The 23,232-nt window shown below is 39.7% G+C and carries 22 protein-coding genes; 20 read left to right on the top strand and 2 right to left on the bottom strand.

Annotated elements, in window-relative coordinates; all coding sequences use genetic code 11:
* Window positions 1-200 (bottom strand): hypothetical protein (locus tag V4762_RS03925; protein WP_458646936.1); only part of this gene is annotated, 200 nt, incomplete at its 3' end.
* A gap of 154 nt (window positions 201-354) precedes the next feature.
* Window positions 355-1,236 carry an MBL fold metallo-hydrolase gene (locus V4762_RS03920; RefSeq protein ID WP_347314476.1) on the bottom strand — a complete coding sequence of 294 codons (882 nt, stop codon included), beginning with the start codon at window positions 1,234-1,236 and terminating at the stop codon, window positions 355-357.
* Window positions 1,237-1,323: 87 nt separating this feature from the next.
* Here V4762_RS03920 and V4762_RS03915 point away from each other — a divergent pair, with 87 nt between their 5' ends.
* From V4762_RS03915 to V4762_RS03820, 20 genes are all read left to right on the top strand, one after another.
* Entirely contained in the window at window positions 1,324-1,692 is a 369-nt protein-coding gene (locus V4762_RS03915) for an ATP-binding protein (RefSeq protein WP_347314475.1), read from the top strand.
* A gap of 142 nt (window positions 1,693-1,834) precedes the next feature.
* On the top strand, window positions 1,835-3,142 hold the full coding sequence (locus V4762_RS03910) for a phenylacetate--CoA ligase family protein (RefSeq protein WP_347314477.1): 1,308 nt from the start codon (window positions 1,835-1,837) through the stop codon (window positions 3,140-3,142).
* Window positions 3,143-3,166: 24 nt separating this feature from the next.
* Window positions 3,167-4,909 (top strand): indolepyruvate ferredoxin oxidoreductase subunit alpha, encoded by a 1,743-nt coding sequence (iorA, locus tag V4762_RS03905; RefSeq protein WP_347314474.1) that lies wholly within the window; start codon window positions 3,167-3,169, stop codon window positions 4,907-4,909.
* Between the two features lie 30 nt (window positions 4,910-4,939).
* Complete coding sequence (locus V4762_RS03900) at window positions 4,940-5,515, top strand: indolepyruvate oxidoreductase subunit beta (RefSeq protein ID WP_347314473.1); 576 nt, start codon at window positions 4,940-4,942, stop codon at window positions 5,513-5,515.
* 30 nt (window positions 5,516-5,545) lie between these two features.
* Complete coding sequence (locus tag V4762_RS03895; RefSeq protein ID WP_347314472.1) at window positions 5,546-5,974, top strand: amino acid-binding protein; 429 nt, start codon at window positions 5,546-5,548, stop codon at window positions 5,972-5,974.
* Between the two features lie 35 nt (window positions 5,975-6,009).
* Window positions 6,010-7,314, top strand: a complete 1,305-nt coding sequence (locus tag V4762_RS03890) for a phenylacetate--CoA ligase family protein (RefSeq protein WP_347314471.1) — start codon at window positions 6,010-6,012, stop codon at window positions 7,312-7,314.
* A gap of 15 nt (window positions 7,315-7,329) precedes the next feature.
* On the top strand, window positions 7,330-8,307 hold the full coding sequence (tsaD, locus tag V4762_RS03885; RefSeq protein WP_347314470.1) for a tRNA (adenosine(37)-N6)-threonylcarbamoyltransferase complex transferase subunit TsaD: 978 nt from the start codon (window positions 7,330-7,332) through the stop codon (window positions 8,305-8,307).
* Between the two features lie 2 nt (window positions 8,308-8,309).
* Entirely contained in the window at window positions 8,310-9,563 is a 1,254-nt protein-coding gene (locus V4762_RS03880; RefSeq protein WP_347314469.1) for an Nramp family divalent metal transporter, read from the top strand.
* Window positions 9,564-9,722: 159 nt separating this feature from the next.
* Window positions 9,723-10,769 (top strand): hypothetical protein, encoded by a 1,047-nt coding sequence (locus tag V4762_RS03875; protein WP_347314468.1) that lies wholly within the window; start codon window positions 9,723-9,725, stop codon window positions 10,767-10,769.
* A 236-nt stretch (window positions 10,770-11,005) separates the two neighbouring features.
* Window positions 11,006-12,733 carry a DUF3373 family protein gene (locus V4762_RS03870; RefSeq protein ID WP_347314467.1) on the top strand — a complete coding sequence of 576 codons (1,728 nt, stop codon included), beginning with the start codon at window positions 11,006-11,008 and terminating at the stop codon, window positions 12,731-12,733.
* A gap of 214 nt (window positions 12,734-12,947) precedes the next feature.
* The gene (locus V4762_RS03865) at window positions 12,948-13,103 is read left to right on the top strand and encodes a hypothetical protein (RefSeq protein ID WP_347314466.1); all 156 of its coding nucleotides are present in this window, start codon (window positions 12,948-12,950) and stop codon (window positions 13,101-13,103) included.
* 53 nt (window positions 13,104-13,156) lie between these two features.
* Window positions 13,157-14,062: a glutamate formimidoyltransferase gene (gene ftcD / locus V4762_RS03860; RefSeq protein ID WP_347314465.1), complete on the top strand. Its 906-nt coding sequence runs from the start codon at window positions 13,157-13,159 to the stop codon at window positions 14,060-14,062.
* 82 nt (window positions 14,063-14,144) lie between these two features.
* Entirely contained in the window at window positions 14,145-14,762 is a 618-nt protein-coding gene (locus V4762_RS03855) for a cyclodeaminase/cyclohydrolase family protein (RefSeq protein WP_347314464.1), read from the top strand.
* 130 nt (window positions 14,763-14,892) lie between these two features.
* Complete coding sequence (gene hutG, locus V4762_RS03850) at window positions 14,893-15,912, top strand: formimidoylglutamase (RefSeq protein ID WP_347314463.1); 1,020 nt, start codon at window positions 14,893-14,895, stop codon at window positions 15,910-15,912.
* A gap of 14 nt (window positions 15,913-15,926) precedes the next feature.
* Window positions 15,927-16,535: a HutD family protein gene (locus V4762_RS03845; RefSeq protein WP_347314462.1), complete on the top strand. Its 609-nt coding sequence runs from the start codon at window positions 15,927-15,929 to the stop codon at window positions 16,533-16,535.
* A gap of 100 nt (window positions 16,536-16,635) precedes the next feature.
* Window positions 16,636-17,556, top strand: coding sequence for a MarR family winged helix-turn-helix transcriptional regulator (locus V4762_RS03840; protein ID WP_347314461.1), 921 nt, complete (start codon window positions 16,636-16,638; stop codon window positions 17,554-17,556).
* Window positions 17,553-19,109 carry a histidine ammonia-lyase gene (gene hutH, locus V4762_RS03835; RefSeq protein ID WP_347314460.1) on the top strand — a complete coding sequence of 519 codons (1,557 nt, stop codon included), beginning with the start codon at window positions 17,553-17,555 and terminating at the stop codon, window positions 19,107-19,109. Before V4762_RS03840 ends, hutH begins: the two co-directional genes overlap by 4 nt.
* Window positions 19,110-19,224: 115 nt before the next feature.
* Window positions 19,225-21,231 (top strand): urocanate hydratase, encoded by a 2,007-nt coding sequence (locus V4762_RS03830; RefSeq protein ID WP_347314459.1) that lies wholly within the window; start codon window positions 19,225-19,227, stop codon window positions 21,229-21,231.
* Window positions 21,232-22,494: an imidazolonepropionase gene (hutI, locus tag V4762_RS03825; RefSeq protein ID WP_347314458.1), complete on the top strand. Its 1,263-nt coding sequence runs from the start codon at window positions 21,232-21,234 to the stop codon at window positions 22,492-22,494.
* A 65-nt stretch (window positions 22,495-22,559) separates the two neighbouring features.
* Window positions 22,560-23,069 carry a flavin reductase family protein gene (locus tag V4762_RS03820; RefSeq protein WP_347314457.1) on the top strand — a complete coding sequence of 170 codons (510 nt, stop codon included), beginning with the start codon at window positions 22,560-22,562 and terminating at the stop codon, window positions 23,067-23,069.
* Window positions 23,070-23,232 lie beyond the last annotated feature (163 nt).

Here is a 23,232-nt window from a genome sequence, read left to right as displayed (position 1 = left end):
TTCTGGGATACATAAGATATTATTTTAAATTTCTTGTCCTGCTTTACCAAAAATAATTTAAACAATTTAACCTGCCTTGTTAAGTAGTCTTTATGATATTCTAAACTTACTCTTATATATTCTACATTAATGCGTTCAGTTTTGCCCTGCGTCTGGACTGCAGAGCCTATAGGTTTTGAAAACTCAGTAATGTTAAACATACGGTTATATCATAATACAAAATACTAAAAAGCCAAGAGAAAAATTGATAGTTTAATGATTAAATAGATTTATTGTAACTGTTAATAGCCTCGCTCTCTTATTATTATATTGTAATGAATATTTAAAATAAAGGTACCTAATTAAGATTGTTTATCATTCCACATCAAACTTATTTACCTTCGCATACCTAATTAGCCCTGCAAGGTTCATCTCATCGGGATTCGCAAGCTGATAAAAGTTTCTAACTTTTTTGTCTGTGAAAAATGAGTCTACGTATTCTTTGAATATTGGAAATAGCGTGTCGTAGTCATCTGAAAATTTTATTTGCTTTTTTATAAATTCATCGTATTTTATCAAGTTTTCTTTCAACGTTTCAAGATAATTGGCTGCATCGCTAAAGCATCCAAAGTGGGCAGGGCATATATAAGTGGGGTTGCAGCTCTTCATCTTCTCTATGGTCTTTAGCCAGAGGGGTATGTCTATATCTGGAGGCGGTACTGCTGGCATAATTGGACCATGGCCTATCTTTACTCCTCCAGTATCACCTGTGAACAGGTGTCCATCAACCAAATAAGCGTTGTGATGCTTTGCGTGTCCTGGGGAATCTAATACTCTAACCTGGGTATCGCCTAAGGTTATAATTTGCCCATCTGAGGTCTCAATTACCCTTTCTTCGTCAATAGGGAGGGTATCACCCCAGAGCTCATAGGTTCTCTCTTTGTAGACCATTGTGGCTGATTTTATCAGCTTGGCAGGGTTTACAAGATGTCTCTTGCCATTTGGGTGGACGTATATCTTTGCGCCTTCATTTGCGAATCTGAATGCAGCGCCAGAGTGATCCAGGTGTATGTGTGTGATAAAGATGTGTTTTATGTCCTTTATTTCATAGCCTGCTTTGTGCAAGGCGGCTTTAAGATTTTCAAAGGTAGAATCAGGACCCGTTTCTATTAGAAATGGTGGGTCTGACTCTACAAGATAGCTACTCAAGATTTGTTTTAAGTTTAAAAAATTTAGGTCAAGAGTTTGAATTCTCATTTCTCCTCCAGATTAAATAAATAGCTAAAACCCATAGGGAGTATTTTATATTAATTTTGTTAAAATTAAATACAGAGGTGATAATAAATGAGAGGTCGAATGTGCGGACATAAAAACGGCGGACACCATAAAGGAAGGTCTTTAGGACGTTTTTCAAGAAAGAGCTTTGGGAGCGCTGCTGGTGTGGGTCTTCTTGACTCCGGGGCAGAAAGCCCTCAGCCAAGCCTGACTGAAGCTACTGGGAGTGCTGCTCTGAAAAGTCCAAAAAAATTAAAGGTTGCAAGAGTAGATCCTATCTTGTGCAAGGGTTGTGAGGTATGTCTAAGGTTTTGCAAAAAGGGAGCAATATCAATGGTAGATGGCAGGGCATTTGTGGATGAGACTAAATGTGTGGGCTGTGGAGCTTGTGCAAAGGGCTGCAAAAATGGTGCTATAAATTTAGTTGATAGGTTATGACTATTTAAATTTATTTTCTATATAGTAAAATACATCTAATGCAGTGTTCCCTAAGTTCCGCCTGTTGGGAGTAGGGTTTGTGGTGGCGGACTAAAAATATCCCAACCTGAGATCTATGGACTCAGCCAAAGAGTAGGAGATGATGAAGTACTTTAAACCCGAAGTGGAACTGTTGCCCAGGAAAGAGATAGTTAGCCTACAGGAATCAAGACTTAGAAGATTGGCGCGTTACGTATATGAGTTTGTGCCGTTTTACAGAAAGAGGTTCAACGAGTTAGGAGTCAGTCCTACTGATATTCGAGATATTGACGATATCAGAAGACTCCCTTTTACGTTAAAGAGCGATCTAAGAGATAATTATCCGTTTGGCATGTTTGCGGTAAATAGAGGAGAGATAGTCAGGCTTCACGCATCGAGTGGCACGACGGGAAAGCCTACAGTGGTTGGGTATACTCAAAACGATCTAAATATTTGGTCTGAGCTGGTAGCAAGAGCCCTTGTGGGGGCTGGAGTCAGCAAGTATGACACTGTACACATTGCATACGGATATGGTCTTTTTACGGGCGGCTTAGGGCTTCATTATGGCGTTGAGAGGCTTGGCGGCACGGTAGTGCCATCTTCTGGAGGTCAGACGAAAAGACAGATTCAGCTCATAATGGACTTTGAGGCTACAGCTATCGCATGCACACCATCTTACCTCTTACACCTTGCTGATGTGGCAGAAGACATGGGCTTGAGCTTGAAAGACTCAAAGTTAAGGGTTGGAGTGCTGGGCGCTGAACCGTGGTCTGAAGAGATGAGAAAGAGAATAGAGGATAGATTAGACTTTACGGCTGTAGATATATATGGACTTTCTGAGATAATGGGTCCAGGAGTAGCCTGTGAATGCCTTGAAAAGGATGGGCTTCACGTGGCAGAGGATGCCTTTATAGCAGAGGTTGTCGATCCTGTTACCTTAGAACCCCTGCCGCCTGGCGAGGTTGGAGAGTTAGTAATAACCACCCTTTTGAAAGAAGGAATACCTCTCATCAGATACAGGACGAGGGACCTGACAAGGCTAAACGTTGAGCCCTGTGTATGCGGCAGGACTCATGCAAGGATCTCCAGAATCCTTGGTAGGTCTGATGATATGCTTATTATCAGAGGAGTAAACGTATTTCCTTCTCAGATCGAGTCTGCTTTGGCTCAGGTGGAAGGAACCTCGCCTCACTACTTGATAATAGTAGATAGAGATAAGGATTTGGATACTATCGAGGTGTGGGTTGAGGTTTTGCCAGAGCTATTTACATCAGAAGTGAGATCCCTTGAGAGACTTCAAAAGAAGGTGTCGGATTCTATTTACAACATTTGTGGCATATCCGTAAAGGTAAAGCTTGTCGAACCAAAGAGCATAGAGAGGTCAGAGGGCAAGGCTAAAAGGGTGATAGACAAGAGAAAACTTAATAAATAATAGCTTCTAAAGGGAGTGTGAATTTTGAAAAAGATAATGTTAGGCAATGAAGCAATCGCACGTGGGGCGTGGGAGGCTGGTGTGAATTTTGCATCTGCATATCCTGGAACTCCTAGTACTGAAGTGATGGAGAATCTGAAGAAATATAAGGAATTGTATGTGGAGTGGGCTCCAAATGAAAAGGTTTCTCTGGAAGCCTGTCTGGGGGCATCTCTTTCTGGAAATAGAAGTATATGTTCTATGAAGCACGTGGGGCTGAATGTGGCAGCAGATGTTCTTCAGACCTTGACCTATACGGGCGTAAACGCTGGGCTGGTTATTGTGGTGGCAGATGACCCGGGCATGCACAGCTCACAAAATGAGCAGGACACAAGATATTTTGCAAAGATGTCAAGGGCGATAGTTCTTGAGCCATCAGACTCACAAGATGCCAAAGATCTAACAAAGTGGGCATTTGAGGTTTCAGAGGAGACCGATCTACCTGTAATAATCAGATCTACCACAAGGCTCTCTCACTCTTCTTCTATAGTAGAGCTTCAGGATAGAGTCGAGGCTCCGAAAAAGAGTCTGGAAAAGAATCCAGAAAAGTATATTGTTCTGCCCGCAAACGCAAGAAAGCTCAGAGTCAATCTTGACAATAAAGTTAAAAAGGCTCTGTCTCTATTTGAGAGCACGAGCTTTAACAAGATAGAAGGGGACGGCGCTACTGGAGTTATCGCCTGCGGTGTCGCTTATGAGCACGCAAGAGAGGCCTTTAAATATGCTACATTTTTGAAGCTCTCCACTACATATCCACTGCCAAAATCGCTGATATCTGAGTTTGTCGTACGGTTTGACAGGGTATATGTAATTGAGGAGTCAGATCCATTTATCGCAGATGAAATAAGGGCAATGAATTTGGGAGTCGAGGTTATTGGGAAAGATGTATTCGAACCCTCTCTTGAGATATCTCCAGATCTAATTAGAAAGACGCTCTTCAACGTGGAGGCTCCAAAATATGATTTGCCAGTTTTGCCCAGACCTCCGCTTCTGTGCGCAGGATGTCCTCACAGAGGAGTTTATTATGCGCTAAATCAAATAAGATTGAAGAAGAAAGATCTATATATAACTTCTGACATTGGCTGCTATTCGCTTGGCGCTTTGAAGCCGTTGGGCGCAACCGATACGACTGTTTGCATGGGCGCTAGCCTGGGAATGGCAGCAGGACTTGCTCAAAATCTTAAATCAGATGACGGCATCAAAGTGGTGGCTACATTGGGAGATTCTACCTTTACCCACTCAGGCCTGCCAGGAATTGCTGAATTGGCTTACAATAAGGCGCCTGTGCTTGCGATAATTCTTGATAACAGAACCACTGCTATGACGGGGCACCAGGGAAATCCCATGTCTGGCATAAGAGCAAGGGGCGATGAGGTAGAGCCCGTAAAGATAAAGAAAGTTCTGAAGGGATTGGGGATAAAACACATAAAAGTAGTGGACCCTATAGACTTTAAAAAACTTCAAAAGACCATTGAAAAGATGCTGAAGCTAAACGAGCCCTGCGTGATTATTTCCAAAAAGCCATGCGTTCTGGTAGAAAGAGCCCAAAACGTTAAATACTTTGTGGATGAAGAAAAGTGTAAGGGTTGCAAGGCCTGTCTAAACGTCGCATGCCCTGCAATGAGCTTTGATAAAGATGTAAAAAAGGTGAAGATAAGAGCAGATCTGTGTTACGGTTGCGGTTTGTGTGTGGATGCATGTTTGCATAGCGCAATAAGCCAACTTTAAGAGTTACTTTGAATTTGGGAGGAAAAATTGATGGATAAAATTGATTTCTTATTTGTAGGAGTAGGCGGACAGGGGGTCTTAACGGCATCCAGATTGATATCCCATGTGGGATTTAAGAGCGGATATGATGTAAAGCTAACTGAGGTTCACGGTATGGCCCAAAGGGGTGGGAGCGTAGAGAGTGCTGTTAGACTAGGCAAAAAAGTTCATTCGCCTCTTCTGTCAAAGGGTGAGGTGGACTTCCTTGTGTCGTTTGAGTGTCTGGAGGCTGCAAGATATCTGGAATATCTAAAGCCAGAAGGCAAGCTATTGGTCTCAGATGAGATGCTATCGCCCTTGCCTGTAATATCGGGAAAGGCTGAATATCCTGCTGATATAATGGACAAGATTAGGGATATTGGCTTCGATTTTGAGCTGATCAATGCCTCAAAATTAGCAAAGGATCTGGGAAATCCCAAGACAATAAATATTATTATGATGGGCTTGCTCTCAAAATATTTAGATATTTCAGAGGACGTTTGGATAGAGTGTATAAAAGAATTTTTGCCAGAGAAATTGCACGAAATAAATATAAAGGCCTTTATGTTGGGGAGAAAAGTTAGTTAGATCTAAAAATGCCTTTAGGAGGAGGAGAATATGAAGGTAAGACAATTGGCAATATTTATGGAGAACAGAGCAGGAAGGCTTGCTGAATTGACAGAGGTTTTGGCTAAAGGAAAGCTCGACATCAGGGGGTTTTCTGTGGCCGATACTGCAGAGTATGGCATATTTAGGGTTCTTGTAGACGATCCAGTAAAGGCTAAAGAGATGCTGAAAAATGAAGGATTCACTGTAAAAGAGACCGATGTGGTGTGTGTGGACGTTCCTGATACTCCTGGCGGGCTGTATAACACTTTGAAGATTCTTGCCGACGAGGACATAAATGTAGAGTATCTTTATTCTGGGGTTGGCGGATTTGTAGTGTTTGATCTTTCTGATACTGAAAAGGGGATAAAGGTTCTGCAGGACAAAAATATTGGAATACTATCCCATTCTGATATCGTATCGAGAAAAATTTGTAATTAAGAGCGTCTAACTTACTATATCTTAAGGAGTTATGTATGATATTTAACCCTGATTATGAATGTATGCCAAGGAAGAGGATCAAGGATTTACAGCTTTCAAGATTGAGAGGAGTTCTTTCAAGGGTTTGGGAGAATGTAAAATTTTATAGAGAAAAGATTGAAGAAAAGGGACTTTCTTTAAAAGATCTAAGGACTCTTGAAGATTTTGCAAAATTTCCATTCACAGTTAAGCAGGATCTGAGAGACACCTATCCTTTTGGACTCTTTGCCGTGCCCGAGCGCGATGTGGTGAGGCTTCACGCATCAAGCGGGACTACTGGAAAGCCCACTGTAGTAGGCTATACAGCAAGGGACTTACAGACCTGGGCTGAGCTTTCTGCAAGGGTGCTGTATGCAGGTGGGTTAAGACACGACGACAAGGTTCAAAATTTTTTGGGATATGGTCTTTTTACAGGTGGCCTTGGCATGCACTATGGGGCTGAGAAAATAGGGGCTACGGTTATCCCTACCTCTGTGGGTAACAGTGAAAGGCAGATAAATCTTATGAAAGATTTTGGCACTACGGCTATCATTGGCACCCCTTCCTACAGTCTTCATCTGGCAGAAGTTATGAAGGAAATGGGTATTGGCAAAGAGGATCTGAAATTAAGAGTGGGATTTTTTGGGGCTGAGCCGTGGACAGAGGAGATAAGGAAGGAGTTGGAGGGGACGCTTGGGGTCATTGCCACCGATAACTATGGCTTATCTGAGCTGATAGGTCCAGGAGTAGCTGGGGAGTGTCAGCTAAAGGTTGGGATGCACATCTGGGAGGATCATTTCCTGGTGGAGATCATAGACCCAGAGACCTTAGAGCCTGTAGAGCCTGGCGAAGTTGGAGAGCTCGTAATTACCTCTCTTACGAAAGAGGCGCTACCCATCATCAGATATAGGACAAGAGACATCACGTATCTTATCGAAGAGCCCTGCGGATGCGGCAGAACTATGGCAAGAATAGGCAAGATTAAGGGTCGAACGGATGATATGCTTATTATCAGAGGTGTAAACGTATTTCCTTCACAGATAGAAGAGGTGCTAATAAGCACTCAGGGTGTATTGCCTCACTATCAGATAGTTCTTGATAGGAGAAATCACCTGGATACCATAGAAGTCTTTGTTGAGATTTCAGATGACATATTCCAGGACAAGATGAGATCTCTTGTCGAGATGGACAGAACCCTGACTCATAAGCTAAAATCAGTACTTGGAATTGACGTCAAGCTTAGGTTGGTCGAGCCAAAGAGCATAGAGAGATCGAGCGGCAAGGCAAAGAGGGTGATAGACAAGAGAAAACTAAAAGCTTAAAGGAGTTTTAAATAAATGATAGTTCTTGGGATAGAAACGTCCTGTGACGATACAGGCATAGCACTGGTAAAGGACGGCATCTTGATTTATGAGGTAAGGTCTACGCAAGAAGAGGTTCACAAGAAGTTTGGCGGTGTAGTGCCAGAAGTGGCTTCGCGAGAGCATTTTAAGACTCTTTTGCCGCTTTATGACATTATAAAAGAAAAATTTAGCGAGCACATTGATGCGGTAGCCGTGACTGTAGGCCCTGGACTTCCCGGCTCTCTTTCATTGGGACTTTGTTTTGCAAAGACTATAGCTCTTTATGAAGGGGTTAAAATAGTTGGGGTAAATCATCTTGAAGCGCACTTGCTGGCTTGCTTGCTGGAGAATCGTTATCCAAAATTTCCTTGTTTGGGCGTGATAGTTTCGGGTGGTCATACCGAGATGATTTTGTGGAGCGGGTGGGGCGTTTACAAAAGAATTGGCTGGACAGTAGACGATGCGATAGGGGAGGTAATCGATAAGATAGGCAGAGAGATGGGCATATCATACCCTGCTGGGAGCGAGATAGAGAGATTATCTCAGGGGGCTAAAGGCGAAATCAAGATATCAAAGCTGAAGATGGAAGGCTATATGATGAGTTTTAGTGGGATAAAGACGGCTGCTTTAAGAGTTTTTAGAAAAATTGCTTCAAAAGAGGATTATTCTGCATTTGCCCTGGGGCTTCAAAACTCACTGTTTGGCTCTCTTTCTTCAAAGATTGAAAGGGTGATAGAAGACCATCAGATAAAAGAAATCGTGCTGGGTGGCGGAGTGGCGGCAAATAAGATTCTGAGGGATAAGGTGGGCGAGGTTTGCAGCGAACACAGCTTGAGTTTGATGGTACCCTCTCCAAAATTTTGCGCTGACAACGCTGCTATGGTAGCAATTTGTGGATATGACATGATTCTTAGAGGCATTTCAGATGACTTGAGCCTGGATTATAGATCAGATTGGAAGATTAAAATTTGAATATGATTTCTCTGCTTAAAGATTTTAAGACCAAGCACAAGGCAAACCTAACTGTCTTAAATTGGTCAAGATATCTTGGTCCTGGCATTCTGATCACTGTGGGATTTATAGACCCTGGCAACTGGGCATCGAACATTGCTGCTGGCTCTGACTATTCTTATAGTTTGCTTTGGATGGTTACTCTTTCTACAATAATGCTAATTTTGTTGCAGCAAAATGCATCAAAGATAGGTATGGTTACGGGACTTTGTATGTCTGAGGCAACTATGAAGTTTTTAAAGCCGATATACGGCTACTTGATTCTGGGGACTGCAGTGATTGCCTGTGTTTTTACCTATTTTGCAGAGGTTTTGGGGGCGGCGATTGCACTTAACATGTTATTTAAGATACCCTTGATAATAGGTGCGGTTCTCACGAGTCTAGTGGTAGTTTTTATGTTATATTCACAGTCGTATGCACACATTGAAAAATATATTATAGCGTTTGTTTCACTGATAGGTTTTTCTTTTATATACGAGCTCTCAATCATAAACGTCGACTGGAGAGCTGCTTCTGTTGGTTGGGTGGTGCCCAGTGTGCCTCATGGATCAATTTTTGTTATATTGAGCGTATTGGGTGCGGTAGTAATGCCTCACAACTTGTTTTTGCACTCTGAGATAGTACAAAGCAGAAAATTTGACGTAAGCGATGAAAAAAAATTCAAAAAACAGGTTAGGATGTCATATCTTGATACAATATTTTCAATGGGGATAGGTTGGGCTATAAATAGTGCGATGATCATCCTGGCTGCGGCAACCTTTTTTGCACATGGACTTCACGTGGACGAGCTCCAAAAGGCACAAAAGATCCTTGTGCCACTGATTGGCGATACGTCATCTCTTGTATTTGCTCTGGCCTTACTGTTTGCGGGCTTTTCATCCTCTATCACTGCGTCTATGGCTGGGGGGACTATATTTGCGGGGATATTTTCTGAACCGTATGACGTAAAGGATATCCATACTAAGGGCGGGATATTCATAACAGTATTTTTTGCTCTGATTTTAATGCTTTTCACATCGGACCCGTTTCAGGGGCTTTTATTGTCCCAGGTGCTCCTTAGCTTTCAGCTTCCTATCACGATTATCTTGCAGTTATATCTTACGTCGCGGACAAGCGTTATGGGTATATACAAGAATTCCAGGCTTTTAAACGCTATTCTTTGGATAATCGCAATAATCGTCATATATTTAAATGCACTTTTGCTCTTGCAAACCTAATCAACGCACAAAAAAATTTCTGCACTCTTCTAATTAAATCTTTGTATAATAACGATTTTTCACATTTTTTTAAATTATATTTTGGTATAAAGCTAATTTAAATTAAAAATATAAAGAGCAAATGTCGATAAACTGAGAAAAGGATCTAAGGAGAGAGAAATGATAATTTCAAAATCAAATGTAAATTTGCAATCTGTCTCTTCTTATGAAAAGAGCGTTGTAAAAAATGAGAAATTACAAGTTTTTAACAATAATTCAAATGGAAAATTAAGCACTGCAGATATTTTGAACGATGGTTTAAAGAAAGCCTTTGGCGACCTTTCTAACAGCAGCGCAAATGAAAGCTCTTCAAGCGACAATAATACTCTAAGTTTTACAGACTCTAAAGAGATGCTGAAGATATTACTGTTAAAGGCTTTTATAAAGTCTCTTACGGGCAAGGACGTAAAGATAGTGCCAATTGATACTTCCAGCGATAACAATACGTCTATCCAGCAAGCTGCAAACCAACCAAATGCAGCTCAAAGTAGCGGCAACAATTGGGGGATGATTTTCACAAAAAATGAATCGCTGCACGAGGTTGAATCCCTTAACTTCAGCGCGTCTGGAACACTGACGACTGCTGCTGGTCAAGAAATTCCAATTAATCTAAATCTAAATCTGGGCAGGGAGTTCTTTCAAGAAAATTCTACCTCTATCAGCGCTGGAGATGCAAAAAATGTGGATCCACTGGTGATAAATTTCCAAAACAATACTATTGCCTTTTCAGACAAGACTTATTCATTTGATCTAAATTCAAACGGCAAGCCCGTACAGATAAGCTTCCCTACGAATGGCAGCGGCTTTCTTGCATTGGATAAAAATAACAATGGCGTCATCAACAACGGCAGCGAGCTCTTTGGGCCGAATACAGGCAATGGTTTTAACGAGCTAAGCGCTTATGACTCTGATCACAATGGCTTTATAGATGAAGGGGATCCTGTATATAACAAGCTTACTATATTAACCAAAGATTTCTCTGGCAGCGATCAAATGCATTCCCTAAAGGATATGAATATTGGGGCGATAAGCCTTCAGAACACAGCAACAATTTATAATTTTAAAGACTCAAATAATGTCAGTCAGGCTGCTCTGAAAAGAACGGGTTTCTATGTATCGAATGATTTTAGCGCTGGTTCTGTGATGGAAGTTGATCTAAAAATTTAGGTCTCTTCAATGATACCCTATCATAAATAGTCTGCTTAGAATTGTCTTTTTACAATTACATCAATGGCACTTGACAAATATTTTTTTAGATATTAATCTTTATTTCAATAAAAGCATCTTTGTATTTATCTTAAGCATTCTTTAGAAAGAGGAGGGAGGCTTTACGTATTAAGCTTAAGATATGTAGAAGGCTTTTATATGGTAAACAAAATTTCCTAAAGGGGGTAATTCAGAAGATGAGAAAATTAGCTTTTGTTTTCGTAGTAGCATCACTAATCGCCTCCCTTGCAGTTCCAGCTATGGCAGGACCATTCTCAGATGTACCAGCTAATTCTTGGGCATACAAAGCAGTGCAAGATTTAGCAGCAAAAGGATTGGTCATTGGTTATGGAGACGGAACTTTTAGAGGTGACAGACTTGCCACTCGTTATGAGATGGCAATGGTAGTTGCAAGAATGCTCGACACCTATGAAAAAGGTCAAAACGCACAAGATCAAAAGATCCAGTTAAATGCTAACGACATCGCAACACTTATGAAGTTAGCAGAAGAGTTTAAGTCAGAATTAGCTTCTCTAAACGTCAGAGTTTCAGCGCTTGAGAAGCGAGCAGCTCTTGACACTGTGAACTTCACAGGAGATGCAAGATTTAGATTTGGCAGCGAAAAGGCGACATATTATGGGCTGAATCCATATTCCCATACTCCTACTGCTCCAAATGCAAATGTCGTTTCGCTCAGTACTACTGGGCCTTCTGCCAATGGATACATCGTGGGGACACTTACCGATCCTGCAGGATATTACTGGTCTGGAACCTTCCCTCATGGCACCACTCTTTATGATCCTAATGGGAATCTTGCTATAAATGGTGTTCCTGTAGCAAAAAGCGATGCAAAGAACAATACTTTTATGCGTTATAGGGTAAGGCTAAATGTTGCAGCACCAGTTGCAGACAACATAGCCTTCAATGCAAGGCTTACTATGGAGAAGAATGCCGGAGTAAACAGCAATGGATCTTCTAATAGTAATCCAATTTATGCATCACTTACAGGTTACAACGACGATAGCAACACCCTTTATGTAGAGAGATCTTACATCACATGGACTCTTAACCCATATCCCGTAACCTTCGTCCTTGGTAGACTTCCTACCATGGATTCAGGTGCATATTACAGCAACCTGTTTATGGACACAGGTACAGAGGGTGGAATGATTATATTTGATCTTAGCAATATGCTTCCGTCTACCTCAGTTTCAGCTGCATGGGTAAAGCTCTTTGATTCAGGCTCGGTTACCTCTACTGCTGAGAGTCAAGGTTTGAAAGACAAAGATCTCTATATCCTCAACCTAAAGACGAAACTCTTTGACACAATAGGACTTGAGGCAGACTACGGCTCTATTTCAAAGTTTAGTATGTTCCCATATTCAGATACTGATAACGATATATATAACTATAACTATGGTAAATATAGTTCATGGGCAATCATAGCAAACTGGAACATCTATAACATAAATATGTGGGCAGGATACAACGGTACATTTACAGATATGCCAAATGGAGTTTCTGGACCTTTAAATATGTCTGGATTTGTTTCCCCTTCTCCATACACCTACACAAGCATTGGCTCTGTTAGCGGTGGAGCATTCAGAATTGGTGCTACCATTCCCCTTCCAGTAGGAGCCCTCACAGGCGACTTCTGGTTTGGCAACAACAAGTGGTATAATCCATTGATAATAAATACTATGGGCTCAACTGATTACAAAGACTACTACAACGTCTATTACACTCTCCCTGTAGCAAAGAATGCAACCCTGACTCTTAACTACGACTACTGGAAAGGTAAGAAGCCTTATCAAACTAATGCTGGCAGCATTTATGGGTACAATTATTATACCTACTATACCTTTAACCCAGATCAAGTTGATAAGGATCAAAGATACTATATTCAGATGGACGTAAAGTTCTAAAAACTTCACTTCAGCCCCCTGAGAAATCAGGGGGCTTTTAGTTAGAAAGGCTTTAATCTGTAAGTGAAAAAATTCCTTCTTTACTAAACTCCCTTGTAAAAATAAAAACACTTGACTGTTAAAAAATTAGATCTAAAATAGTTAAGTGATTAATTAAGTTCTAAAAAATAAGTAATTCAAATACTTAACTTACTTATTAATGGAGATATCTAAAATGAAGATTGAAGTAAGAAGCATTGATTTGGCATCTAAAGATTGGGGACATGGTAAATCAAGCGGTCTCTTTGCTGTTTGCATTGCTTGCAGCATGGATATCACAACTCTGATTATTGGTGGGTTTTGCTTAGATGCAATATTGTCGAGATATTAATAAAAATAGATATTTGTTTCAAGTATTATACAGAATGGATGGGTGGAGTTGACATGAAAAGTGTAAAGAAATTAATTGAGTGTGTACCTAACTTTAGCGAAGGCAGGGATCTTGACAAAATAGAACAAATTGTCAGTCCTTTCAGAGGCAAAGATGGTTTAAATCTTTTAGATTACAAGGGAGATAAGGATCACAATAGGCTGGTAGTAACCGTAGTGGGAGAACCAGAGATCGTTAAGAGTGCAGTTTTAGAAGCAATTGGAGTAGCTATTGACGTTATAGATTTAAGGGCTCACAAAGGGCAGCACCCAAGGATGGGTGCTTGTGATGTAGTGCCTTATATTCCAATAAAAAATGTTAGCGTAGAAGAAGCTATAGAACTTGCAAAAGAGACAGCTAAAGAGGCATGGGAAAGATATAGTCTTCCAATATTTCTATATGAAAAAGCAGCCACAAACCCCCAAAGAGAGAACCTTTCAAATATTAGAAAAGGCGAATTCGAAGGAATGAATCAAAAGATGACCCAGCCTGAATGGATCCCTGATTATGGTGATGCTAAAGTGCATCCAACTGCTGGGGTTACTGCTGTAGGTGTGAGGATGCCATTAATAGCCTTTAATGTGAATTTAGATACAAATAACTTAGAAATTGCAAACAAAATTGCTAAGAACGTTAGGTTTACAGGCGGTGGATTGAGATACTGCAAGGCTCTTGGCGTGGAGTTAAAAGAGAGAGGCATAGTTCAGGTATCTATGAATATGACTGACTTTACAAAGACCGCTCTTTATCGATCTTATGAGCTAGTTAAAATGGAAGCTAGAAGATATGGAGTTAATGTGGTGGGAACTGAAATAATTGGACTTTTGCCAATGGAGGCAATGATTGACACTGCAGTTTATTATCTTGGGGTTGAAGACTTTTCTATGGATCAGATTCTCGAAACCAGAATTATGGAATAATTTTATTATAAACAAATTGAAAGTTATAAATTTACTAAAAAAGAGTTGTTTAAGTATTTAAAAGCAAATAAGGAGGAATATTATGTTAGCAAATATGTCAGTGGTAGGTTTTTTGGATGAGACTGCTTCAAATTCGCCTGTGCCAGGTGGCGGAAGTATTGCAGCATTAAGCGCAGCTTTTTCTGCAGCCTTAACTCAGATGGTGAGCAATTTAACTATAGATAAAAAAGGTTATGAGCAAGTCCAAGAAGAAGTTAAGCCTGTTGCCGAAAAGGCGAATAAATTGAAGGGTATTTTTGTGGAATATATTGACAAAGATGCTGATTCTTTTAATGAGGTTATGAACGCCTTTAAACTTCCAAAAGATTCTGATGAAAAAATAGAATACAGAAAAAATATTATACAAGAGGCTACAAAAAAAGCAGCTTTAGTTCCTCTGGATGTGGCAAGAGAAGCTTACAAAATGATGGACATTATTAAAGTTGTGGTGGAAAAGGGTAACAAAAATGCAATTACAGACGCTGCAGTGGCAACAATGTTGGCAAGAACTGCGGTACTTGCGGCGCTATATAACGTAAAGATAAACCTGTCAACGATAAAAGATACCCAGTTCGTAGATAATGTTGCTCAGGAAGTTAGTAAGCTTGAAAGAGATGTTAAGCTGAAAGAGGAAGAAATATTATCAAAAATCACTTTATAGATAAATATTGTTTGCCAATAATATAACTGTGAGCGCACAGGAATAGCTTCTCTGGAAAAATATTATGTCTAACTTAATTTACGCAATTGTAATACATTTAGGCAAGAAGAAGGAGCATTAGGAGATAAAAATGTTTAAAGCAAATTATAGCCCAACTGATAAAGAAGTTTGGAAGGGCAGAATCGATAGTCTTGATAATTTTGACGCATTTAGATGGCATCAATGGATTAAAAATATCGATTTGCAAGACGATGAAGCTGTTAAGAGTAATTGCAAATTTGGCTTTTGTTTTGTTGGATATTGTTGCGATGAGGGTATTAGTAGAAACAATGGCAGAACAGGAGCCAGTAAAGGTCCTGACTATATCAGAAAAGAACTGGCCAACTTACCTTGCAGCTTTACTGAGGAAGTTGGGCTTTTCGATGCAGGGAATATATATTGTGAGAACTCTACCTTAGAAGAAAGTCAAAAAATGCTTTCTGTAGCAGTTTCTAAAATATTAGATATGAATCTTTTTCCAATAGTGCTGGGTGGCGGCCATGAAATTGCTTTTGGTCATTATAATGGCATTTTAGATCATTTGCTGCAGCGTGTTGAGGTGCCTAAAATTGGCATAATAAATTTTGATGCTCATTTTGATATCAGGCCTTATTCAAATGGCGGCAGTTCAGGAACCTCATTTAGGCAAATATCAGATTTAAATATCCAAAAGGGTTTAGGGTACTCATATTTCTGCATTGGTGTTCAAAGACACAGCAATACAATCGATTTATTTAAAACAGCCAGAAAACTGGGAGTTGACTATATTTTAGCAAAAGATATAGTTGGCAATGACGATTGCAGTGTGCTTGAGAAATTAGATGATTTTATAAAGTTTCAAGATCATATCTATATAACTATTTGTGCTGATGTGTTTTCTAGCGCATTCGCACCTGGAGTAAGCGCAGCACAACCTCTTGGATTAGATCCTGAGAAAGTTATAAAGTTTATAAAACACATTATAAAGTCAGGAAAAGTAATAAGCTTTGACGTGGCAGAGGTTTCTCCAAGGTTTGATCAGGATAACATTACTGCGAGTTTGGCATCGGTATTAATTTTTGCATTAGTAAATACTATATCCTTTATAAATGGGTTCTATATTGAAAGCTAAGAGAGAAGCCCTAAATGGAAACAAAAGTTGAACTAATTAAGAGTACGAAGTATATTACCAGCAAATGGTCTGGAGGTACAACTTCAGAGTTGTTGATATATCCAGACGGCAGCAAATATAGTGAAAGAAATTTTAAATGGAGAATTAGTTCTGCAAAGATTGAAGCGTCAAAGTCTTTGTTTACCCAACTACCTGGCATAACAAGACATATTATGGTTATTGATGGCAAAATTATCCTTGAACATCAAGATAGATACAAAAAGGTATTAGGGCCATTTGATAAAGACAGCTTTATGGGAGTTTGGGAAACAAAAAGTTATGGCAAAGCAACAGATTTTAATTTGATGCTAACTAACAATTTTGCAGGGGACTTAGAAGCCTATTTTATTGAAGAAGAACAAGTTTTTGATATAGCAATCAATGAGAGTAGTGGTAAAAATGTTACAAACGTTTTTTATGTGCTTAATGGAAGTGTGGAAATCGATGTTAATAAAAAGAAATTCAACATTGAGGAAAAAGATCTGCTGTACGTAACAGGACTGTCTACTGGAGAGAAAATGATAAGGCTTGCTAACAGGTCAATCTGTAAACTTGTCGTTATTAGGGCGCTAATATGGGGATAGATAACTTTTTATACATATTTTTCCAAAAATAAGGTACTTGACAGTTTAAAAATTAATTCTAAAATAGTTAAGTAATTAATTAAGTTCTAAAGGAGTTTTGATGAGAATTTTTGATTCTGCAAGGGAACTTATACTGGGAACGAGATTGAAACAGCTAAGCGATAGGTATCTGGGTGACGTCTCTAAAATCTATAAAAAATGCGGGATTGAATTTGAGCCATCCTGGTTTGGCATCTTTTTCTTGCTTGACAGGCACAAAAGCCTTACTCTAAGCGAAATAGCTGAGAATATGGATATTACCTTGTCTGGCATTAGCCAGATTATACTTATCCTGTCAAAGAAAAATTTAATAGTTGCAAATACTATAAAAAACGACAAGAGAAAGAAGGTTATCTCTCTTACAGCAAAGGGTGAAGACCTTCTAAGAAGAGTAAAGCCTATTTGGAAGTCGATAAGTTTGAAAATGAACGAAATATTGCTTGAGGGGGGACACAGCAAAAACTTGCTTGATGCCCTGTCAGAGGTTGAAAGATCTTTTGAAAAGCTTAGCCTTTCAGAAAGGGTGCTCCTGCACATTCACAGCTCGAAGTTTACGACTCAAAAATTTTCACCGAAATACTATAGCAATCTGAAAAAGCTAATCTTCCACTGGATATATGACTTCTATATACCTCATTTCGTAAGCGATCTAAAAAATACTTTAGAGAAAAATGCTGAACACATACTTTTTGCCTTAAAAGATAGAGAGGTTGCGGCTGCAGCTATCGGCATAATGGAAAATGATTCTTTAAACCTATATCTATTTGACAGAAGTGATGTAGATGACAGCATATTGACTTTGATATCTCAAAGATATATTGAACACAACCTTCAAAAAATTTCTTCTATAGAATTAGACTCTGGCAAAAGTGCGTTAAGAGAATTTATTGAAGAAAGAGGGTTTAAATTTGAAAGAGAGAAAAGTTTTCCTGACAGCACAAAAATGTTAGCTATATATATAAAGGAGGCAATATCGAAATGAAGAATGTTTTTAAGTACGGAGAGGATAGTTTGACTATTGGGATAGCCTTAGATATTGCAAGGGGAAAAACAAAAGGAATAATAGGCGAGTCAGCAAGACAGCATATTGAGAAAACTTTCAACGATATCTACTATATCGTTGAAAAGGGAGATCCTGTATACGGCATAAATACGGGTTTTGGAATTTTGTGCAGCACTACTATTTCAAAGGAAGAGACTGCTAAGCTGCAGTACAATATACTGAAAAGTCATTCATGCGGGGTTGGAGAGCCAATTGATCCAATAATTGCAAAGCTTATGATGATAGTTAAGGTAAATTCGCTTGCTCTTGGGTATTCTGGCGTATCTTTAGATACCCTTGAAAGAATAATGTGGCACATAGACAACGATCTTATTCCTGTAGTCCCCAGCAAAGGATCTGTGGGGGCGAGCGGTGACCTCGTGCCTTTGGCTCATTTGTTTTTGCCTCTTATAGGTTTGGGCAGTGTTTTCTATGAGGGCAAGGTATATAAAGGGGCTGAAATTCTTAGCAAATTTAACAAAAAGCCATTGCATTTACATCCAAAGGAAGGCCTTGCGCTGATAAACGGCACGCAATTTATGAGCGCTCTTGGAGTTTACGGCATAGAGAGATTTCATACTTGTTTAGAAAATGCTGACATTATTGCTGCAATGTCAATCGAGACAATTAAAGGTTCAGTGAAACCATTTGAAGAGGCATTGCACAAATTAAGGCCTTATAAAGGAAATATCTATGTTGCAAAGAGAATTAGCTCATTCTTAAGGGGATCTGAAATATTACAATCTCATGTTCATTGTAAAAAGGTACAGGATCCATATTCTACCAGATGTGTGCCTCAGGTTCACGGTGCTTCAAGAAATAGTTTTCTCCATTTCAAGGAGATATTGAACATAGAATTGAACTCTGTAACGGATAACCCGGTGATAATCGATAGGGACAACGTAATAGCTGGTGGCAATTTCCACGGTGAACCCATAGCCCTTCCTGCCGATTATGCTGCATTAGCAGCAAGTGAAATAGGCAATATATCAGATAGGAGATCTTACTTGCTGCTTGGAGGCGACGATGAAGACCTGCCAAAGATGCTTATAAAAAATTCAGGACTCAATTCAGGCTTTATGATATTTCAATATACATCTGCTGCTCTTGCAAGCGAGAACAAAAGCCTTTGTTTCCCTGCAAGCGCAGATAGTATTCCGACCTGTCTTGGGCAAGAAGACCACGTAAGTATGGGCTCTATTTCTATGAGAAAATTTAACGCTATCCTTGATAATCTTGAGAACATACTTGCAATTGAGATGATCCTTGCGACACAGGGATTAGATCTTAGAAGACCTCTTAAATCAAGTCCTGTAATCGAAGGGTGTCATGACTTTATTAGGGACTATATTCAGATAACTCAGGAAGACAGGGTTTTTTCAGAGGATATAGAAAAAGGCAGAAAGATTGTCTCAGATGGCAAGTTAATTGATATTGTAAACAGTCAGTGCAAGATAGAAGAAGAATATGCTGCTATGTTCGGACTGTATTAAAGAACGGAAAAGTTGGCTTAAGAGTGTCCTACATTTAAAAAATAGCTTTTTTAGGTTAAGGACTTTTTCAAGTTATAAGACATCTTAGCTTAAAAAATTTTTAGGAGGAAGTAAAATGACAAATTTAAGAAAGATAAGTCTGCCAGACGATTTGCCTGAGGAGCCAAAGTTTCTGGATGGTATCAGACGGGCTCCGGCAAGATATTTTAATCTGAACTTAAATCAAACAAAATTGGCGCTTAAGAATGCGCTTAGATATGTGCCAAAGCATCTGCATGAAAAGCTTGCGCCCGAATTTATGGAAGAGTTGACCACAAGGGGCAGGATATATGGATACAGATACAGGCCTGAAGGCAGAATATATGGCAGGCCAATAAGCGATTATGAGGGCCAGACAATTGAGGGCAGGGCCTTTCAGGTTATGATAGACAACAATTTGGACTTTGACATAGCTTTGTACCCCTATGAGCTTGTAACTTATGGGGAAACTGGTCAGGTATTTCAAAACTGGATGCAGTACAGATTGGTGAAAGAGTATCTAAAAGTAATGACAGATGAAGAGACCTTAGTAGTGATGTCAGGCCACCCACTGGGTCTATTCCCTTCGCATAAAGAGGCTCCAAGAGTTATAAATACAAACTCTATGATGGTCGGCATGTTCGACAACCCAGATGATTGGCATATAGCAGCTCAATTGGGCGTGGCAAATTATGGTCAGATGACTGCTGGAGGCTGGATGTATATAGGTCCTCAGGGCATCGTTCACGGAACATATATAACAATATTGAACGCTGCAAAGATGTTTCTGGACGTTCCCTGGGACAAGGATCTTTCTGGGCACTTATTCGTAAGCTCGGGTTTGGGCGGAATGAGCGGGGCTCAACCGAAAGCTGTAGAGATAGCAAATGGAGTTGGGATTATAGCTGAAGTTGAGAGATCAAGAATACAGACCAGATATGAACAAGGGTGGGTAAGCAAGATTAGCACCGACCTTGATGAGATTTTTGATATCGCAAAAAAGTATCTTGATTCAAAGAAGAGCATATCTATAGCATATCATGGCAATATAGTTGATTTACTTGAATATATGGTTGAGAAAAATATAAAACCTGAGCTTATCAGCGATCAAACATCCTGTCATGTGCCTTATGATGGCGGATATATACCACAGGGTTTGACATACGAGGAATCCATTAAGATGATACAAAGTGATCACCCCAAGTTTAAAGAGTATGTGAACAAGTCTCTAAAAAAACACTTCGATGTAATTCAGATTCTCAAGCAAAGAGGCGGCTATTTTTGGGACTATGGAAATAGCTTCCTAAAGGCAGTCTTTGACGCTGGGGTTAAGGAGGTGGCATTAAACAAAGTTAACACCGATGAGGGATTTGTTCTGCCATCTTATGTGGAAGATATTATGGGACCAATGTACTTTGATTATGGCTATGGGCCATTTAGGTGGGTATGTTTGTCGAGGGATCATAAAGACTTACAAAAAACTGACAGGGCTGCAGCAAGCATCATAGATCCAAATAGGAGGATGCAGGATAGGGACAATTATCACTGGATAGTATCAGCGGAAGAAAATAAGCTGGTAGTCGGCACAGAGGCAAGAATACTTTATGCAGATGCCCAAACAAGAGTGGATATAGCCTTAAAGTTCAACGATATGATAAGAAAAAATGAAATAGGTCCAGTAATGTTGGGCAGAGATCATCACGATACCGGAGGTACCGACTCGCCATTTCGTGAGACGGCGAATATCAAAGATGGCAGCAATATGATGGCTGATATGGCAGTACACTGCTTTGCAGGTAACGCAGCGCGCGGTATGAGTATGGCTGTATTGTCTAATGGTGGAGGAGTGGGAATAGGAAAGGCTATAAACGGAGGATTTGGGCTTGTGCTGGATGGCTCGGAGAGGGTTGATAAGATAATAAAAAGGGCTCTGGATTGGGATGCGATGATAGGTGTGTCAAGAAGGGCTTGGGCAAGGAACAAAAATGCAATTGATGTATCAGAGCAATACAACACAGACCAAAATGGAACAATAACAATTCCTCAGATAGCTGATGACAGCCTTATTGACAGAGCGGTAAAAGAAAAGCTTGGTGAGAAATAAATGGATCTTTTGCTCATTAATGCAAACATATATACTCTGTCAAATAGCTCTAAGAAACCAAAAATAAAGGATGAGATGAATGAGCTATCAATTTCTGAAAACTCAGCCATTGCAATTGACAGTGGGGTAATAAAGGATATTGGCAAAACTGAGGTTTTGTTAGAAAAATATAAAGGCGTGACAAGAGATATTGTAGATGTAGGGGGAAGGGCTCTGCTGCCTGGGTTCGTAGATCCGCACACGCACTCAGTTTTTCTGGGCACAAGAGAACAAGAGTTCAGGATAAGGCTTGAGGGGAAGACCTATATTGAAATACTTCAGGCTGGCGGGGGGATTCTTAGCACTGTTGAAAACATTAGAAAGGCATCGGTAGAAGAGATTGCTACAGATCTCGCTAAAAGGGTGAAGACCTTCTTCCAATATGGGACGACTACCTTTGAAGCTAAGAGCGGATATGGTTTAGATTTTGAAAACGAGATAAAGATGCTAAAGGCTATTAAGATGGTAAATGATGTAGGGGATGCCCAAATTATTCCCACCTTTCTTGGGGCTCATGCTCTGCCAAAAGAGTATAAGGGCAACAGCAAGAAATATGTAGAACTTTTGATAAACGATATGCTGCCCTATATTGCTGAAAACAAACTTGCTGATTTTATAGACGTCTTCTGTGAAGAGGGCGTCTTCAGTCCTGCTGAAACGGAGAAGATTTTGCTATCAGGCATCGAACTTGGGCTTAAGGCAAAGATTCATTCTGACGAAATAAAGGCTATTGGCTGCAGTGAACTGGCAGAGAAATTAAGGCTGGTCTCTTGTGACCACCTGTTAAAGATCAATGGAAGTGGGCTTCGTGCACTAAAAATGGGCGAAAGCATTGCTACATTGCTCCCTGGTACGGCATTTAGCCTTAGGGAGAGGTATGCCCCTGCAAGAGAGATAATTGACTACGGCATACCTGTTGCCATTGCAACAGACTGCAACCCTGGAAGCTCTTACACAGAATCTATGCCAATGATAATAACTCTTGCAGTAATAAATATGGGCATGAGCGTGAACGAAGCTATATCGGCAGCTACTGTCAATGCAGCTTTTGCAGTCCAAAAGCAAGAGCAAATTGGGTCAATCGAAATATCAAAGCAGGCAGACTTTGTAATCTTGAAAGAAAATAGCCATATCTTTATTCCTTATCATTACGGAGTAAATCCCGTGTGGTGTACCTATAAGAGAGGAAAGAGGGTTTATGACAGCGAGGTAGGCATGTGTTAGCCTATTCTTAGACTGATATAATAGTTGAGAGACACAAATCTATCTTTCGAAACGAGGAAAAATATATGAACAAATTTCAATTAGTAGATCCTGACTTATTTGATTTTAGCCCATTTCGTATAATAGGCAAAGATTGGATGCTTATTACAGCCGAAAAAGAAGGCAAGATAAACAGCATGACAGCTTCATGGGGCGGACTGGGCGTAATCTGGGGCAAGAACAGCGCATTCATATTTGTAAGAAAGACCAGATATACAAAAGAGTTTATCGATGGATCGGACAGTTTCTCACTTTCATTTTTCGATCATGAAAAATACAAAAAATCACTTAGTTATATGGGCAGCGTATCAGGGAGGAATGAGGATAAAATATCTAAATCTGGATTAACCATTGGCCATTACGAAGGCATCCCATATTACGATGAGGCCTCTAAAGTCTTGATTTGCAAAAAGGCGTGCTGTCAGCCTATTAGCCCAGAGAATTTCACATCTAAGAAAATTGACGATCAGTGGTATAAGGATAAAGATTATCATGACTTGTATATTGGAGAAATAGTTGCTATTCTAAAGAGCTAAGTAAAAGTTTTAGAATTTTTTAGATTTTTAGAAACTCTTAATAGATATTTTCTATTTATAATTATCTCTTGACAAATATTTTTTTAGATATTAATCTTTATTTAAACAAAAGCATCTTTGTATTTATCTTAAGTATTTTTCGTAAAGAGGAGGGAGGCTTTAC

Source organism: Thermodesulfobium sp. 4217-1, from assembly GCF_039822205.1.
Classification (GTDB): Bacteria; Thermodesulfobiota; Thermodesulfobiia; order Thermodesulfobiales; family Thermodesulfobiaceae; genus Thermodesulfobium.
The sequence above is the reverse complement of the archived record's forward strand: the minus strand, read 5'-3'. Positions and strand labels throughout refer to the sequence as shown.

Bases quoted from the DNA above. Each gene is read 5' to 3' on its own strand.
- V4762_RS03920 (WP_347314476.1), bottom strand. From the start codon at position 1,236: ATGAGAATTCAAACTCTTGACCTAAATTTTTTAAACTTAAAACAAATC.
- V4762_RS03915 (WP_347314475.1), top strand. From the start codon at position 1,324: ATGAGAGGTCGAATGTGCGGACATAAAAACGGCGGACACCATAAAGGA.
- V4762_RS03910 (WP_347314477.1), top strand. From the start codon at position 1,835: ATGAAGTACTTTAAACCCGAAGTGGAACTGTTGCCCAGGAAAGAGATA.
- V4762_RS03900 (WP_347314473.1), top strand. From the start codon at position 4,940: ATGGATAAAATTGATTTCTTATTTGTAGGAGTAGGCGGACAGGGGGTC.
- V4762_RS03895 (WP_347314472.1), top strand. From the start codon at position 5,546: ATGAAGGTAAGACAATTGGCAATATTTATGGAGAACAGAGCAGGAAGG.
- V4762_RS03890 (WP_347314471.1), top strand. From the start codon at position 6,010: ATGATATTTAACCCTGATTATGAATGTATGCCAAGGAAGAGGATCAAG.
- tsaD (WP_347314470.1), top strand. From the start codon at position 7,330: ATGATAGTTCTTGGGATAGAAACGTCCTGTGACGATACAGGCATAGCA.
- V4762_RS03880 (WP_347314469.1), top strand. From the start codon at position 8,310: ATGATTTCTCTGCTTAAAGATTTTAAGACCAAGCACAAGGCAAACCTA.
- V4762_RS03875 (WP_347314468.1), top strand. From the start codon at position 9,723: ATGATAATTTCAAAATCAAATGTAAATTTGCAATCTGTCTCTTCTTAT.
- V4762_RS03870 (WP_347314467.1), top strand. From the start codon at position 11,006: ATGAGAAAATTAGCTTTTGTTTTCGTAGTAGCATCACTAATCGCCTCC.
- V4762_RS03865 (WP_347314466.1), top strand. From the start codon at position 12,948: ATGAAGATTGAAGTAAGAAGCATTGATTTGGCATCTAAAGATTGGGGA.
- ftcD (WP_347314465.1), top strand. From the start codon at position 13,157: ATGAAAAGTGTAAAGAAATTAATTGAGTGTGTACCTAACTTTAGCGAA.
- V4762_RS03855 (WP_347314464.1), top strand. From the start codon at position 14,145: ATGTTAGCAAATATGTCAGTGGTAGGTTTTTTGGATGAGACTGCTTCA.
- hutG (WP_347314463.1), top strand. From the start codon at position 14,893: ATGTTTAAAGCAAATTATAGCCCAACTGATAAAGAAGTTTGGAAGGGC.
- V4762_RS03845 (WP_347314462.1), top strand. From the start codon at position 15,927: ATGGAAACAAAAGTTGAACTAATTAAGAGTACGAAGTATATTACCAGC.
- V4762_RS03840 (WP_347314461.1), top strand. From the start codon at position 16,636: ATGAGAATTTTTGATTCTGCAAGGGAACTTATACTGGGAACGAGATTG.
- hutH (WP_347314460.1), top strand. From the start codon at position 17,553: ATGAAGAATGTTTTTAAGTACGGAGAGGATAGTTTGACTATTGGGATA.
- V4762_RS03830 (WP_347314459.1), top strand. From the start codon at position 19,225: ATGACAAATTTAAGAAAGATAAGTCTGCCAGACGATTTGCCTGAGGAG.
- hutI (WP_347314458.1), top strand. From the start codon at position 21,232: ATGGATCTTTTGCTCATTAATGCAAACATATATACTCTGTCAAATAGC.
- V4762_RS03820 (WP_347314457.1), top strand. From the start codon at position 22,560: ATGAACAAATTTCAATTAGTAGATCCTGACTTATTTGATTTTAGCCCA.